The sequence below is a fragment of the Kolteria novifilia genome, assembly GCA_007748055.1.
Lineage (GTDB): Bacteria > Planctomycetota > Planctomycetia > Kolteriales > Kolteriaceae > Kolteria > Kolteria novifilia.
This window is the reverse complement of sequence record CP036279.1, coordinates 6,857,788-6,872,646: the sequence shown is the minus strand read 5'-3', so window position 1 is coordinate 6,872,646 and position 14,859 is coordinate 6,857,788. Positions and strand designations below refer to the sequence as shown.

The following is a 14,859-nucleotide window of genomic DNA, read 5'->3' as shown; positions in this document are numbered from 1 at the left end:
CCGTCTATCTACTACCGCAATCCATTTGAGCGAACGATTCGGTTTCGGCTGGCCAATAGCTCGGGACGGGTGCCGTCGCCGAGACCGGCTCGTAGCGAACCGGATGAAGGAACGTTAATCGACGTCCGTGAAGGGCGATCGGGCCATCCCGATTGTCCCTCAGGTCCGCGCTCTCCCATGGGATTCCCACCCCAAACGGGATCTCCGAACCGTAGTCGCCGTCTCCAATGATTGGCCAGCCGCGCAGCGAGAGCTGGATGCGGATCTGGTGATAGCGTCCCGTTCGCGGCCGCAATTCCAACAGCCAGCCCGACGAAACGCGACCGAGCAAGCGATAGTCGAGAATCGCTTCCTTCGCCCCCTTGGCTCCCGCTTCGGCGGCCCTGGCCATGGCGCGATCGGGTACCTTCTCGATGACGTGGACCAAGCGACCTTCGGGGGGATCGGGCTCCTCGGGGATGATCGCCCAGTAGACCTTCTCGACTTGTCGGTGCTCGAACTGTTGGGCTAGCCGCGTCGCCCCCTTGGAGTTGCGCGAGAAGAGGAGCACGCCACTGACCGCTCGATCGAGTCGATGGGGAACCCCGAGATAGACATTCCCGGTTTTTTGGTACTTTTCGCGCAGGTAGGCCTTGACCCGGAGGACCATGGTGTCGGAGATGCCGGGATGGCCCTGGATCAAGAGCCGTGAGGGCTTGTTGACGACCAGGCAGGGAGCATCGTCGAGAAGAATCTCCAGGGGCGTTGGTCGATGAAGCGGGTGAGAGGGTTCACCCGCCGTCGGGTCGGTTTCGATCACGCCGAGGTGTCCGGAAGAGATTCGACGAACGAGCGAACCTCCGTCTCCCCCTTGCGACGACAGAAGTCGCCAAAACCCTCGCCCTCCTCGCGAGCCTGCTTGTAGAAGAGGAGCGGTCCGCGAACGACCTTGGGAAGATCGTTGGTGGGGACGAGATCTTGGTATTGAAAGCTCAGGGCCGTCCCCTCGACATTGCCTCCGAGGAAGACCGTGTACTTGTTCGGCTGGCGTCCGACGATGCCGATGTCCGAGCTGTAGGGCCGCACGCAGCCGTTGGGGCAGCCGGTCATGTGCAGGGCGATGTCCTCTTCCTGGAGTCCCAGCGCCGCGATCTCCGCGTGGAGCATCGACAGGACGTGCCCGAGGGCCCGTTCGCTGTCGGAGAGCGCCAGGCCGCACGTCGGAATGGCCGGACACGCGAGCGAGTAACGTTCGATCTTCGTCAGGTCGTCGTAGGAGACGATGCCGTGATCGAGCAGGATCTGGTTGATGTCGACCGTGGCGGCGGGATCGACATCGCAGAGAAGGATGTTCGCTTGCGCCGTGAACCGGACGTTGGCGCGATGCTTCGCGACGACCTCGCGCAGTCCCGAGCGGAAGCGGTGGTCGGCATGATCGGCGATCCGCCCCGACTTGACATGGACGCCGACCCAGCGCTTGCCGTCGCCCTGATCGTGCCAGCCAAGATGGTCGTCCATGCCGGTGACGCGATCGCCGGTGTATTCGGCGAGCGGCTTGCCGTAGTACTCCTGGACGGTGTCGTGGAACTTCTTCTCGCCCCAGGAGTCGATCAAGTACTTCATGCGGGCTTGCTTGCGATCCTCCCGGTTGCCGTGATCGCGTTGCACTTTCACGACGGCGGTCATGACATCGATCACCTCGTTGGGCGTCGCGAAGCAGAGTGGGGTGGCGAGTCGCGGATAGGTCTTGGCCATGCCGTGGGTCATGCCCATGCCGCCGCCGACGAAGAGGTTGTACCCCTCGATCTTGCCGTCGGAGTGCTTGACGAGAATCCCGAGATCGTCGGAAAGGACGTCGACGCAATTGTCCTCGGGCAGGGCGATCGCGATCTTGAACTTGCGCGGAAGGTAGTGCTTGCCGTAGATCGGCTCGACCACCTCGCCCTTGGGGCTGGCGGCTTGCTTCTCGCCGTTGAGCCAAATGTCGTGATACGCGGTCGTCTTCGGGCAAAGGTGCTCGGCGATGCGATCGGCCAGCGCCTGCATCTCATCGCGGACCGAATCGTTGCGAATCGGAGCGGGGCAGCACATGACGTTGCGATTGACGTCGCCGCAAGCGGCCAGCGTGCTGACCAGCGCGTCGTTCATGGCGCGAATCTGGTTCTTGAGGTTCGGCTTGAAGACGCCGTGGAACTGAATTCCCTGGCGACTGGTGATCCGCATCGTTCCGTTCGCGTAGCGTTCGCAGAGGTCGTCGAAGACGAGGTATTGGTCCGCGGTCAGTTTGCCGCCGGGGAGCTTGGCGCGGACCATGAAGAAGTAGAGGGGGCCTAGCTTCTGCTTCTTGCGTTCCTTGCGGATGTCGCGATCGTCCTGCTGGTACGATCCATGGAATTTGATGAGCTGCTTTCCCGCTTCATCGAGATGGTCGAGTTCCTCGTTCGCGATATCCTCGGCCAGCGTGCCGCGCAGGTAATCGCTTTCTTCCTTGATCTCTTCGACCGACTGCTTGGCCATGAGGGATGTCCCTTCCGCACTCTGTTCGTGTCTTGGGCCGCTTGACACGTTTGTTTTGACGACCTATGCGACAGGCGTCTTACCTGGTGTCGCGTTTTCTGACAAGGAACCATCAGCGTCCTGGAAGACGATCTCTCTGATTCCCCATTCCGCGGGGTCTTCTCGGAGGGTGGAGCGGGGAATGGAATCGCGGTGATGGTACCATCGGATGATTCTAAAAAATAGTCTAGATAAACCGTCGATCCTCTCCAAGAGGCCTCTCTTGCCCATGACCCTCGGCCGGGCATGGATGGAGCTGGGGCTCCTTGTCGGAATGCTCGAGCTTTACTTCTGGACGAACAACAAGCGAATCCTGCCCAAGCCGGTCCGCCTCGCCGAGGGCGTGGTGGTGATTCTGCTGATCGTGTGGCTGCTCTATCGGCAATGGCCCAGTCGGCGCACGTGTGGTCTTGCGCCCCGTTCGTGGTTCAGTGGATGGTGGTCGCTCTCCTTGGCGACGATCTCGGGGGCCGCGTTGGTCTTCGGCATTGGACAGTTGGCGGGGCTTGTCGGGATCACCACCGACATTGGAGGATGGATCGCCGGGAACTGGCCGATCGACATCGCCCAGCAAGTGCTCCTACAGGTGATCTTGGTCACGCGTCTGCGCGTGATCATGCGGCGCGAGGATCTGGCGGTCTCGCTGATGGCGGCGGGTATTTTTGCGCTGCTGCACGCTCCCAATCCTCCGCTGATGGCGTTGACCGCGGTCGCGGGCATCTACTGGTGTGAATGGTTCCGGCGCCATGAGAACCTGCTGGCCGTGTCCCTTTCCCACATGGTCCTCGCGGCCACCGCGATCTACTCGCTCGGCCCCGCCCTGCATTCGCTGCGCATCGGCTTTTCCTATTTTACCTATGTCGCCCCGTAGCGGGCATCCCTGATTCAACTTTGAGTCGGAGCCTCGTAGAATCGCCAGCTGGCGTTCGCGCTGGGTGCGTGCGCGATCACGTCGAGACGCCGCCGGACGCTAACGACAGACATGGGGAGAGGTCGGTGAAACACGTTGTGGGATTCTTGGGGGCGGGGCAGATGGCCCAAGCCCTGGCTCGTGGTTTTCTCGCCAAGGATCTGGTGGGCGTCGATCAACTTCTCGCCGGCGATCCATCCCCGGCGTCGCGCTCCGCGTTCACCGACGCGACGGGGGCCCGGGCGATCGACGACAACCTCGAGGTCGTGCGCGAGGCCGAGATCCTTGTGCTCGCGGTCAAGCCGCAGTACCTGGCCTCCGCGGTCGAGTCGGTGCGATCCGTGATCACGGAGAACCATCTCGTTCTTTCGATCGCGGCCGGCGTTCCGCTGGCGCGGCTCGAAGAGCTCCTTGGCAACGATCGCCGCATCGTCCGCATCATGCCCAACACCGCGTGTCTGGTGGGGGCTTCAGCGAGCGGCTACTGCCTGAACGCCACGGCCTCCGACGAGGACGCGGCCACAGTGGGCCAGTTGCTCGAATCAGTCGGGGTTGCGTTTCGCCTTCCCGAGTCGTTGCTCGACGCGGTCACCGGGCTCAGCGGCAGCGGTCCCGCGTACGTCTACCTCTTGATCGAGGCGCTTGCCGACGGGGGCGTGCGGATGGGGCTTCCACGTGACGTCGCCCTCTCCTTGGCGGCCCAGACGGTTCGGGGAGCGGCCACGATGGTGCAGGAGACCGGGACGCATCCCGGACAGCTCAAGGACGCGGTCGCCAGTCCCGGCGGGACAACGATCGAGGGACTCGCGACGCTCGAGGCTCATGGATTTCGCAGCGCCCTGATCGAGGCGGTGACGGCCGCGACCGAGCGATCGCGCGAGCTTGCAAACCGGTAGGATAGACAACCCCCGCGGGGTTGGTTTTTCTCTTCGGTCGGTACCCAGGGTGCGCGAAGCGCGACCCTGGGCTTCACTAGAGAACGGCGTTGCCGTTCGGTCATCGGATAACGGCGTTGCCGTTCGGTCATCGGATAACGGCGTTGCCGTTCGGTCATCGGATAACGGCGTTGCCGTTCGGTCATCGGATAACGGCGTTGCCGTTCGGTCATCGGAGAACGGCGTTGCCGTTCGGTCATCGGAGAGCGGCGTTGCCGTTCGGTCATCGGAGAGCGGCGTTGCCGTTCGGTCATCGGAGAGCGGCGTTGCCGTTCGGTCATCGGATAACGGCGTTGCCGTTCGGTCATCGGATAACGGCGTTGCCGTTCGGTCATCGGATAACGGCGTTGCCGTTCGGTCATCGGTCATCGGATAACGGCGTTGCCGTTCGGTCATCGGAGACGGCGTTGCCGTTCGGTCATCGGATAACGGCGTTGCCGTTCGGTCATCGGATAACGGCGTTGCCGTTCGGTCATCGGAGAACGGCGTTGCCGTTCGGTCATCGGAGAACGGGGTTGCCGTTCGGTCATCGGATAACGGCGTTGCCGTTCGGTCATCGGATAACGGCGTTGCCGTTCGGTCATCGGATAACGGCGTTGCCGTTCGGTCATGCGTTGATTTGCTCGTCGCACCACCACTCAAGCGTCAAGAAACACTGAAAGCCCGGCGAGCGCGGGCTTGGTCAAGAACGACACAAAGCCCGGAAAATTCCGGGCTTTGTGCGAGGTTGGCAAGGCAACGCTGACTTCGTCTCTTAGAACTGGAGGATGAAGTCCGTGCCGAAGGTGAACAGGCTGTCAGCCATGTTCGAGAAGGCGGCGGTGCCGTTGTCGTTGCTGTTCCAGTCCCAGCGAAGCTCGGGACGAATGGTCATGCAATCGACCGGGCTGTAGTTGGCACCAACGGTGACTTCGTAGAAGTTCGCACCGTTGTTGACGCCACCGGGAACGACGATGCCGTTGGCGGCCGTCGGGGCGGCACCAGGAACCCGGGCTCCGCCCAAGTCACTGAACCACTCGCCGCGGACACCGAGCTTAAGAGCATCGTTGACGGTGTAGTAGGCGTACTGGTTGATGCCGTACCACTTGACCTCGGGCGTGTTGGTCGCGGCCGAGTCGATCCCGTAGTCGTGCTGGAAGACGTACTCGATCTTGTCGGTGACGTTGACGTCGATGACCAACGAGTACATGAACCGATTGACACGCGGGATGGGACCGCCACCGGGGGTGTTGGTCGGAAGACCGACGCCCATGTACCGCGGCTCGATTTGCTCTTCGCCGTTGGTGAAGGCCCACGCGATGTTGATCTTCTCGGTCGCTTGGTAGCTGATGAAGCCGAGAAGGCCGAGGTCGTTATTCTGGTCTTGCCAGTTGTCCCAACCACGGGTGATACCACCGCTGACCGACAGCTTGTCGGTGAGATCCGAGCTCGCCAAGACACCCGTGTGGGTGAACGGCTCGCCGTACTGCATGGTGTAAGCATGCGAGTAGAAGAAGTTGTCGGGGGCCGTCACGACTTCATAACCGATCAGGGTGTAGAAGTGACCGACCGTGAAGGTCACGCCCGGGCCGACGCCGAGATAAAGATCGGCGTACAACTGCGGAAGCGTGAACCCGTAGAGGCCCGAGAAGCTATCGCCGGGACGGATGTACTTGACCACGCCGAATTGGTCCGAACCGAGTCCGTAGTCGTTGAACGACACGTTATCGGCATCGGTACCGTACAGCAAGTCAATACGACCGCCGACGTCAAACAGCTTGTCGGTGTCGGGTGTCCGCTCGATGACACCATAGAGCTGATTGAGCATGAAGTCGGTCTTCACGTCGTTGAAACCGACCGGAAGGAGACTGGTTCCTTCCTGTCCCGAGAACGTCGACCCGCCCTCGAACCATCCGTAGATGGACAAGCCGGTCCGCTCGGAAAGGCACTCGCCGAGAAGGTTGCGATTCAGCCAATCGCAAGAGACTTCTTCTTCCTCACAACCATCTTCACAGATCGAACAAGCTTCACACTCAGTCGCTTCCTCGCAAGGGCAGGTGTCCCCGGCAAACGCCGGAGCTCCGAGCAGTAGAGCGGCTGCGAGTCCAATCGCAGGCTTCAGTTTCTCGATCATTCCGTTTGGCTCCTTCGATGATCGCCCCACGCTAGTTGGGTTTGGAAACACTCCATGTCCCAGGCTCGTCCTGACCTTGGGACGAGTCCGTTCGACCTTAACTTCGGCAAAATGTCAAAGCAGGCTAAAGCGGAAGGAGGGTGAATCGTAAAAAAGAAGCAGTTTGGGATGGCCTGCGAGAGGCCGCAGAATGGTGTATTCTGACAAGCGTGGTGCGGGTTTTCTCTCTTTGTTTCCGCGCCTCGATTCGAAAGATACATCAATTCGGTCACACTGACGGGAAAGGAATCCGATTGGACAAGGCCGAGCGTCGACGACTTACCGCGAATCTTCGAAAAGTCCGCAAGTTCTTCCCCCATGGGTATCTCGACGAGGAACAATTCGCCTTCGAGGCCTTCCTCGAGGAGCCGGAGGATTCGCGTCAGATTTTTTTTGCCCCCGCATGGCCCTGGGCTGATTCCCCCCCTGAATCCTCCATCGCTGAAGAAGTGACCGGCCACTCCGGCGAAGGGGACGGCGCCTCGCTCGTCGAACTCCTCCGCGTCGAAGCGAGTATCGCCGAGTGGGCCCGGGATGCGGAGAAGGCCTCCCTACCAAAGGGATGTGGTGATCGTCTCGGCGATTGGCTCAAGACGCACGTCGCGCCGGATGGGCTTTTCCGCGAAGATCCGTGGATCACCTTCGCGATCCTTCCGTCCCTTTGGCGGATTCGCGGCGTTCTCCAGGAGTTGGCGTGGAAGCCGAAGTGGGAGAAGGTCTTTCAAGCGATCGTGCCGGCGACGATCCGTTGCTGTGCCGGCCAGGGGTGGATTGGGCGGCCCGAGGCGCCCTGTTCCGAGGGGATGGCCCAACTCCTGGCGGATCTCGTCACCGAGAAGCCACTTCGGCCCTGGGCCCCGGCGGTCGCGAGTCTGACGGAAACGCGCACGCCGAAGCGAGGGGCTCCGCCATCCGGCCACGGCATGCAGTCCGACGAGGTCGACATCGCGGTGATGCGCAAGGATTGGTCGCCCGAGGAACTGGCGCTGGGGCTCGATTGGAACCAAGAGGACTGGGAGATCGACGGAAGGCTCTTCGGCTCGGCGTTTCTCAAGGGAGCTTGGGAGGTACGTGTCTCGGCGGGCGGGAAACCGCTGGAGCAGGAGACCGCCTGGAGCGCGACCTGTTGGTTCAGCGACGGCGAAGCCGAGTATCTCGAGGCTCACGTCAAGTTCGAGTCGGGGTTCGCGCTGGATCGCCAGCTCTTTCTCGCTCGGCCGACCGACGTCCTCTGGATCGCCGATACGCTCATCGCCCCCGAGGAGAGCGAACTGGAACTCGAGTGGACCCTGCCGATGCCGACGGCGACGGGGCTCGAGGGACGACTGCCAACCTGTGCCCAGCGGGTGCTGGGATTGCCGTTCGAGCTTTCGCTGACGCCGGCCGCCTTCCCCCCCAACCCGATGGTGTCGAGTCCAGGGAGTCTTTCCTACCGCGGGAAGTCGCTGGTGATGAAGCAGCGGGGGCGTGGAACCCGGTTGCACATGCCTCTCGTCTTCAACTGGCATCGCAAGAGGTTGCCCGCCGCGATCGAATGGCGGCAATTGAGCATGACCAATGACCGGCGCCCCGTCCCCGCCGACGAAGCGGTCGCGTTTCGCGTGACCCACGGTGACGACCATGTGGTCTTTTTCCGGGCGCTCACCGAGCAGAAACGCTACGCCTTTCTCGGACACCAGACGGTCAACGAGTGCCTGATCGGCGCGATGGATGAGACGGGGACGCTCGATGAGTGGCTGATCATCGAATGAAGCGAGTCATTGGTTGGCAGTCGGTTGATGTAAACGGGCCGGCAGCGAATAGATCGACGGGCTGTTGGGGCGGGCCTTGCCCCATCTTGCCGGGATTCGTGGGGGCGATCATGCCTTCGGATAGTGGCCGCACTGTTGGAACCACTTCCAAGCCGTTTCGACGATCGGCTTCAGCTCGGTGTATTTCGGTCGCCAGTTGAGCACGTCACGAGCCATGGTGGCGTCCGCCACGAGCACCGGGGCGTCGCCATCGCGCCGAGGCGACTCGACGACATGCACCGGCAAGCCGGTCACTTCCTCGGTGCAGCGAACGACTTCGCGGACCGAGTGTCCCGTTCCCGTTCCGATATTGATCGCGAGCGACTCCCCTTTGCCGGAGAGGTGATCGAGCGCCCGCACGTGGGCCTCGGCCAGGTCCTCGACGTGAATGAAGTCACGAATGCACGTTCCGTCGAAGGTGTCGTAGTCGGTGCCGAAGATGCTCAGGTTGTCCCGGACTCCCTTGGCGACGAGCAGACAAAGGGGGATCAGATGGGTCTCCGGAGTGTGGTCCTCGCCCAGGAGGCCGTCGGCGCTGGAGCCGGACGCGTTGAAGTAACGCAGCGCCGCGTACTTCATCCCGTAGGCGTGATCGTAGTCGACGAGCATTTGCTCGACCATCAGCTTGGTCCAGCCGTACGGATTGATCGGGCGTTGGGGATGGCTCTCGTTGAGCATGGGGGCGGTCGGAACGCCGTAGGTCGCGCACGTCGAGGAGAAGACGCAGAGCTTCACGGCGCACGAACGCATCGCTTCGAGAAGCTGGATCGTGCCGACGACGTTGTTTTGGTAGTACTTCGAGGGATTGCGGACCGATTCGCCGACGTAGCAGAACGCCGCGAAGTGCATCACCGCCTCGACGCGATGTTCGTTGAGGGCCCGGTAGATGTCGACCGGATGATTGAGATCCCCCTCGACGAATGGGACGCCAAGTCGTTGGACGGCGGCGGCATGACCGGTGACCAAGTTGTCGAAGATGATCGGGTCGTGGCCGACGTCGCGTAGCGCTCTGACCGTGTGTGATCCGATGTAGCCGGCCCCGCCGACAACCAGCACCTTCATGCTCAACGCTCCTGCGAACAATCCACCCGTTTGGCACGTTCGGACATCTGTCGAGTTGGGACGATCCACGGGCGCGGGATCGTCCTTCGGGTTCTCTATTGGATTGAAGGAGGCGAGAACACCGTGTTCAGTAGTCAATGATACCGGACCAGAGGAAGATTCGCTGGAGCCAAGAGCGCGACCAGGGCGAAGCGAGCGTATCCCCGACCGAAAAGATCGACACCGCGAGCGATGCCCACGCCAAGCGACAACCGATCTTGCTGTCGGCGATCCGGTCGATCGCGGTCGGCAAGGAGAGGAGCCAAAGCGGGGAGAGCCAAGCGAGCCACCGCAAGCCGTGACAGAAGCCGCCGTAGTTGCGCTGGTCGGTGACGAGCCAGAAGAAGGCGAAGACGCCGGCGCTGATGAAGAGGATCGACCACGCGATGGGAGCCAGCTTCGAGGAGCGATCACGGGCCAACAGGATCATGCCCCATGCGGAGAAGATCCAAATTGGCGTGAGCGAGAAGATGCCGTGGTGGCCGATTGTCATGTTCAGGAAGTAAACGACAAGGTGCTCGGGGTGGTCGTTGAGCGCGTCAATGCCCGACTTGGCGCTGGAGGTCCAGTAGCTGCCCGAGTAGTCGTAGAGGTTCTTTTGGATGTACGCGGGAAGGAGCGAGTCGACCGCGAGGTAGTTCGTCCAGAACATGGCGCCGATCACGAGGCCCAACGGCGGCAGGTAGCCGAAGATGGCCTTCTTGGGATCGCGAACCAATAGCAGGGCGAAGACCGCGATGATCAACAATCCCGCCGGCAGTTCGTTGGCGAAGGTCCAACCGGCGCAGAGCCCGGCCAGCGCGTAGCGCCACGGTTCCTCGGCCCGATCACACCAGATGCTCAGCACCATCGAGTAGGTCATGAATCCGAAACAGCCGGCGATGACGTGATTGTTGAGCGTGACGAGATAGCCGGTCAGCAGGGTGCCGAGCGCCGCCGCCAGCAAGCAGAAGACCCACCCAAAGTCGGTGGTCGCGTATTGGTCGAGGTAGCGGCGATAGAGGATCAGAAAGATCGCGAACGGCAGGAATTGAAAGAAGTAGAGGGTCGCTTTCGAATAGATCTCGAAGCTCCCCTTGGTCGGGTCTTTCTTGTCGCTTAGCGACCACTCCCGCCCGAAGACCAGACGCAGCGCGTGGACGTATCCGGCGATCAGCGTCGGCATCAGCGGTGGCTTGCTGGAGCGCAGACCATCCTCGGTGCGGACCTTGTCGATGGTCTTGAATTGTCGGGGCTTGCCGGCGGCTTTGGCTTCCTCGTCGGTGTCGTAGATCCGGTAGGTTCCGTACTCGACGAGGCTCCAGACGGTATTCCAGCGAGAGCGATCGTTGGGACTCCACGACGACTTCGCTCGCCAGGTGTATCCCGCTAAGAGGGCGAGCACGGTGATCAGGATGCCCCAGAACATCGCCCGGCGATCGAGCGAAAGGGTCAATGGATTCAAGGGCTTCGAATCGGCCTGACTCATCCTTCGTGATTCCCCCGCGTCATCCCACGGACGCGACCTTCCTCTTGTTCGCCGTAGAGCTTCAGTCGCAGCGGCGAGAGTCGTCGTTCGGCGACGCTGTAGACGTGCATCTCGTCCTGGCTACGGGCCGTGATCAGCTCGGCGATCAGGCCGATCGACAACATCTGAATTCCCAGCAGCAGGGTCGTGGCGGAGAACATCAGCAGCGGTCGTCTTCCGATCGGCCCGAAATCGAAGATCCCCATCCACGTGATCAGCCAAATGAGCGTCAAGTACGCAAGTCCCGAAAGCCCGAGGGCCGAGAAGATCAGGCCGCCGGTACCGAGCAGGTGCTGTGGTCGGTTCTGATAGGCGGTGAGAAACTTGACCGTCAGCAGGTCAAGGAAGCCCTTGATGAACCGTTGCCAGCCATATTTCGACACGCCGTGCTCGCGCGGTCGATGGTTGACGACGAGCTCGCCGACGCGAAAGCCCTTGGCGTGGGCCAGGACTGGGGCAAAGCGGTGAAACTCGCCGTAGAGCTTGATCTCGTCGAGGACTTCGTCGCGGTAGCACTTGAACCCGCAGTTGTGATCGTGGAGATGGACGCCGGTCATCCAGCTCACCATCCCGTTGAAGACGCGACTGGGGATGGTCTTGTGAAACGGGTCGTGACGCACCTTCTTCCAGCCGGAGACGATGTCGAACCCGGTCGCCATCTTCTCTAGGAATCGCGGAATCTCTCCAGGGTCATCCTGGAGATCGGCGTCGAGGGTAAAGACGAAAGCGCCCCGCGCGATCGAGAACCCGGCGGTCAGCGCGGCGGCCTTGCCGAAGTTGCGGCGAAAGCGCAACGAACTAATCCGGGAGTCGTGGCACTGCAACTCTTCGATGACCTTCCAACTCTCGTCGCTGGAACCGTCGTCGACGAAGATGATTTCCGACGGATTGGGGAGCTGGACGATCACCTCGTCGAGTTGGGCATGCAACTCGGGGAGACTCTCGGCTTCATTGAAGACAGGGATCACAAAACTGAGCAGTGGCGGCTCATCATGCTCGCGGCTCAACGACGACCTCCCAGATATAACACGGCGGCAAGTCCCGCCTCCACAAAGAGCGTCAAGACGCGAAACAAAAGCGAAGCCGCGACGGCACCTAGATTTCCAACGACCGGTTTGAGGGCCTCGATCAGGATCAGCTCCCGAACGCCGGCCTGTCCCGGAATCATGGAGAGAAAGCCTACCACGATCGAGAGCGCAACGCACGTGATTGTCATCGGCCAGGCTTCCAAGCCGAGCGGTTCGGGGAGCACGGCGTTGAGCGTCGCCAGATAGCTCAGCCCCATCACCGACCAAGCCACCAGGCCCACCGCGAACGCGCCGAGGACCGTGGCGACGCGAATGCGGCGATCCGCGAGGACGCGGGCGTCCTTGAACGGCGCGGTGACGATCTTCGAGAAGAACTGATATCCCCAGGGAGTGATCACGCCGAGGAAGCCGGCGCACATCCCCATGATGCCGAGGATGAGCCAAGGATGAGACGAGAAGGCTCCGGCGAAGCCCTCCGGTGTCGGCAACGCCAACAAGCAGACGATCGCCGCGCTCGAACCGCTGGCCATGGTGATGAACGTTTCGAAGAGGGTGGTCATGAAGACCGTCCCGAAACCGATTCCCAGGCTGCTGACCAAACCGTAACGAATGACGATGACCATCATCTTGCCGGGAACGTACTTGCCGACATGGCTCACCAGGTAGGCACGTTCGGAGCGGAGAAACGGGACTGGAAGGTCCCAGTCACGATTCACCAGAAACCACGGAATGCCCTGAATGGCGAACCCCACGAGATAGCCGAGCGAGGCAAGCGCGACCCAACCGACGTTGATGCGGAACTCTTGGTGCCGGAGCTCGTTGGCGGCTTGGATCACGTGTTGTCCGACCAGCACCACGGTGATGCCCAGGACGGCCAGATGCACGAGGCGTTTGATCCAAGGCAGCTTGTACCAGGGGATGGGGGGATTCGTCGATTCGCCGTCGACGGCGCTCATATCGCTTCCTTTTTCGGTCCGCACGCTGTTGGTGGACCTCGTCGCACCTGGTTGGAACAGAGGTACACCAACCCGCGATCACGTCGCGGCGAGCGAGCCCTTCGTTGACAGATAGCTTTCGGAGTCCACGACGACAAGGTGGGTCGGAAAGAGGCCTTGTTCGATTCCGGAAGGTCGACTCAAATGCGGCCGAAGGAGCCCCATAAGGCTCAAGATAGCTGTGCTGGCGTCCAACGGTAGTCAAAAAAGGGCTGGCACGCAAAATCGACCACTCATTTGGCGACGCAGTCCTTACCCTCGCGCCGACGGCACGGATGTCGGCCTATGGGAATCCCGGGACGTCGCCCGGAATGGCTCTCCATGGTTGGATTGGCTCGCCGATCGACGATGCGCGCATCCTTGACAGGGAGATTCCGCCTTCCCGCCCCGCTCATGACGGCGTTCATCGTCTTCTTTCTCGTTGTGGGTACGTACTACGTCGTCGTCAAGGGAACGCGTCGCAGCGCCATCAACCGCTGGAAACCAATGGTCGCCGAACTTCTCGCGGGTGAGGACATCTATCGCAAGTTCGCTTTTCCCACCCCGCCGATCATGGCTCTCGTCTTGGTTCCGTTCACGTCCCTGGCCGGCGCCTGGACGATGGGCGCCTGGTACCTGCTGCGGGCGCTGCTCGCGATCGCCGCGCTGATCCTCCTCCTCAGGATGGTCCAGCCGATCTACCCACGGTGGTCCCTCTCGGCGCAACTGGGCCTCTTTCTGCTGATCAGTCGTCCCATCATGGGCGACCTTCTCCACGGCAACGTCAATCTCTGGATTCTGTTCCTGGTCGTCGCGGGGTTCGCGGCGTTTCGCCAGGGATGGGACTGGACGGCCGGGGGGGCGATCTCGCTGGCGGCGGCTTGCAAGCTGACGCCGGTGCTCCTGGTTCCCTATTTCGCGGTCAAACGCCAGTTTCGCCTCGTGGCGATTGCGTGTGTCGGGCTCGTGGCGTGGACCTTTCTCGTGCCGGGCATGGCCCTTGGGATGGTGCGCAACGCCGAACTCGTTCGACACTGGGCCGAGGCAATGGTGGTTCCCTACGTCGTACGCGGCGAAGTCACCACCGAGCAGATCAACCAGTCGGTTCCCGCGCTGATTCACCGGTTCACCACGGCCAAGCCTGCGATCTTCCCCGACGATGGGCGGCCGCCGATCACCTTGAATCTGGTGGCCCTTTCCGGCACGACCGTCACTCTCGTGACGAAGGGAGTAAGCCTCACCATCTTTTTGGCGTTGCTATGGGCGTGCCGGACGAGGTGGCCGGAACGTCGTCATGTGGGCTACCTCCATGAGTTCGGGTTGGTTCTGATCGCGACGCTTTGGCTCAGCGAGCGGACGTGGAAACATCACTACGTGCTTCTCGTCCCATCCTTTGTTTTCTTGGTGGCGACCGTCGCTCGGTTGTTGGCCGAGGGGGATCGGCGTCGCGGCGTGTTCCTCGCGAGCGGCCTGGGTTTCGCGGGAATGGCGATGGCGTCGACAAGTAACGACCTGGCAAAGCCGCTCTTCGGGGAGGATGGCCCGAAGGTGATGCAGGCCTACGGCGCCTATTTGTGGGCGTCGCTAGCGGTGGCCGCCTGCCATTTGAACTGCATCGTCCGGCTTCGGGACCGCAAGATCAATCCTCCGGAAGGGTCGTCGTTTGAAAGAATTACAACGTGCCCGGTCGATACAGACCTCCCAGCGGACCGGTTGGTCGGGCGATTTCCGGGCTGCGGCTTGAGCAATCGTTCTTGTCAGACCCGTGCGAATACCCGTCAAGCCTCAGTCGAGACGGGATGGAACTCGAGAAAGTCCGAGCGAAGTTGATCGCCGAGCTTCGAGCGGCACGCGAGATGCTCTTACGTTGAGGTGCGGTAAGATCGTGTGCCTGGGTGTGCGAGTCGCGCCGTCCTCTGGTCCCGAA

13 protein-coding genes are annotated in these 14,859 nt (G+C 61.7%); 4 read left to right on the top strand and 9 right to left on the bottom strand.

Annotated features, from left to right (window positions below):
- Positions 1–4: 4 nt before the first annotated feature.
- Both Pan216_RS25275 and Pan216_RS25270 read right to left on the bottom strand, forming a co-directional pair.
- Positions 5–799, bottom strand: a complete 795-nt coding sequence (locus tag Pan216_RS25275; RefSeq protein WP_419192979.1) for an RluA family pseudouridine synthase — start codon at positions 797–799, stop codon at positions 5–7.
- Positions 796–2,496 (bottom strand): NADPH-dependent assimilatory sulfite reductase hemoprotein subunit, encoded by a 1,701-nt coding sequence (locus Pan216_RS25270; protein WP_145262574.1) that lies wholly within the window; start codon positions 2,494–2,496, stop codon positions 796–798. The genes Pan216_RS25275 and Pan216_RS25270 overlap by 4 nt, the downstream gene beginning before the upstream one ends.
- A 268-nt stretch (positions 2,497–2,764) precedes the next feature.
- Here Pan216_RS25270 and Pan216_RS25265 point away from each other — a divergent pair, with 268 nt between their 5' ends.
- Positions 2,765–3,406 carry a CPBP family glutamic-type intramembrane protease gene (locus tag Pan216_RS25265; protein ID WP_419193696.1) on the top strand — a complete coding sequence of 214 codons (642 nt, stop codon included), beginning with the start codon at positions 2,765–2,767 and terminating at the stop codon, positions 3,404–3,406.
- 125 nt (positions 3,407–3,531) lie between these two features.
- On the top strand, positions 3,532–4,341 hold the full coding sequence (gene proC / locus Pan216_RS25260) for a pyrroline-5-carboxylate reductase (RefSeq protein ID WP_419192978.1): 810 nt from the start codon (positions 3,532–3,534) through the stop codon (positions 4,339–4,341).
- Here proC and Pan216_RS25255 read toward each other — a convergent pair.
- From Pan216_RS25255 to Pan216_RS25245, 3 genes are all read right to left on the bottom strand, one after another.
- Complete coding sequence (locus Pan216_RS25255) at positions 4,266–4,742, bottom strand: hypothetical protein (RefSeq protein WP_145262570.1); 477 nt, start codon at positions 4,740–4,742, stop codon at positions 4,266–4,268. The two genes, proC and Pan216_RS25255, sit on opposite strands and share 76 nt — an antisense overlap.
- A gap of 30 nt (positions 4,743–4,772) precedes the next feature.
- Positions 4,773–4,991: a hypothetical protein gene (locus Pan216_RS25250; protein ID WP_145262568.1), complete on the bottom strand. Its 219-nt coding sequence runs from the start codon at positions 4,989–4,991 to the stop codon at positions 4,773–4,775.
- Positions 4,992–5,134: 143 nt separating this feature from the next.
- The gene (locus Pan216_RS25245) at positions 5,135–6,493 is read right to left on the bottom strand and encodes a porin (protein ID WP_145262566.1); all 1,359 of its coding nucleotides are present in this window, start codon (positions 6,491–6,493) and stop codon (positions 5,135–5,137) included.
- Between the two features lie 293 nt (positions 6,494–6,786).
- Between Pan216_RS25245 and Pan216_RS25240 the strand changes: the two genes are divergently transcribed.
- Positions 6,787–8,283 carry a hypothetical protein gene (locus Pan216_RS25240; protein ID WP_145262564.1) on the top strand — a complete coding sequence of 499 codons (1,497 nt, stop codon included), beginning with the start codon at positions 6,787–6,789 and terminating at the stop codon, positions 8,281–8,283.
- A gap of 108 nt (positions 8,284–8,391) precedes the next feature.
- On the opposite strand, the gene galE is transcribed toward Pan216_RS25240, so the two are convergent.
- From galE to Pan216_RS25220, 4 genes are all read right to left on the bottom strand, one after another.
- Entirely contained in the window at positions 8,392–9,384 is a 993-nt protein-coding gene (galE, locus tag Pan216_RS25235) for a UDP-glucose 4-epimerase GalE (protein ID WP_145262562.1), read from the bottom strand.
- Positions 9,385–9,511: 127 nt separating this feature from the next.
- Positions 9,512–10,891 carry a hypothetical protein gene (locus Pan216_RS25230; RefSeq protein WP_145262560.1) on the bottom strand — a complete coding sequence of 460 codons (1,380 nt, stop codon included), beginning with the start codon at positions 10,889–10,891 and terminating at the stop codon, positions 9,512–9,514.
- Positions 10,888–11,937 carry a glycosyltransferase family 2 protein gene (locus Pan216_RS25225; RefSeq protein ID WP_419192977.1) on the bottom strand — a complete coding sequence of 350 codons (1,050 nt, stop codon included), beginning with the start codon at positions 11,935–11,937 and terminating at the stop codon, positions 10,888–10,890. Before Pan216_RS25225 ends, Pan216_RS25230 begins: the two co-directional genes overlap by 4 nt.
- Complete coding sequence (locus tag Pan216_RS25220) at positions 11,934–12,914, bottom strand: lysylphosphatidylglycerol synthase transmembrane domain-containing protein (RefSeq protein ID WP_145262559.1); 981 nt, start codon at positions 12,912–12,914, stop codon at positions 11,934–11,936. Before Pan216_RS25220 ends, Pan216_RS25225 begins: the two co-directional genes overlap by 4 nt.
- A gap of 399 nt (positions 12,915–13,313) precedes the next feature.
- Between Pan216_RS25220 and Pan216_RS25215 the strand changes: the two genes are divergently transcribed.
- Positions 13,314–14,762, top strand: a complete 1,449-nt coding sequence (locus Pan216_RS25215) for a glycosyltransferase family 87 protein (RefSeq protein ID WP_419192976.1) — start codon at positions 13,314–13,316, stop codon at positions 14,760–14,762.
- Positions 14,763–14,859 lie beyond the last annotated feature (97 nt).

Bases quoted from the DNA above. Each gene is read 5' to 3' on its own strand.
- Pan216_RS25270 (WP_145262574.1), bottom strand. From the start codon at position 2,496: ATGGCCAAGCAGTCGGTCGAAGAGATCAAGGAAGAAAGCGATTACCTG.
- Pan216_RS25265 (WP_419193696.1), top strand. From the start codon at position 2,765: ATGACCCTCGGCCGGGCATGGATGGAGCTGGGGCTCCTTGTCGGAATG.
- Pan216_RS25255 (WP_145262570.1), bottom strand. From the start codon at position 4,742: ATGACCGAACGGCAACGCCGTTATCCGATGACCGAACGGCAACGCCGT.
- Pan216_RS25250 (WP_145262568.1), bottom strand. From the start codon at position 4,991: ATGACCGAACGGCAACGCCGTTATCCGATGACCGAACGGCAACGCCGT.
- Pan216_RS25245 (WP_145262566.1), bottom strand. From the start codon at position 6,493: ATGATCGAGAAACTGAAGCCTGCGATTGGACTCGCAGCCGCTCTACTG.
- galE (WP_145262562.1), bottom strand. From the start codon at position 9,384: ATGAAGGTGCTGGTTGTCGGCGGGGCCGGCTACATCGGATCACACACG.
- Pan216_RS25230 (WP_145262560.1), bottom strand. From the start codon at position 10,891: ATGAGTCAGGCCGATTCGAAGCCCTTGAATCCATTGACCCTTTCGCTC.
- Pan216_RS25220 (WP_145262559.1), bottom strand. From the start codon at position 12,914: ATGAGCGCCGTCGACGGCGAATCGACGAATCCCCCCATCCCCTGGTAC.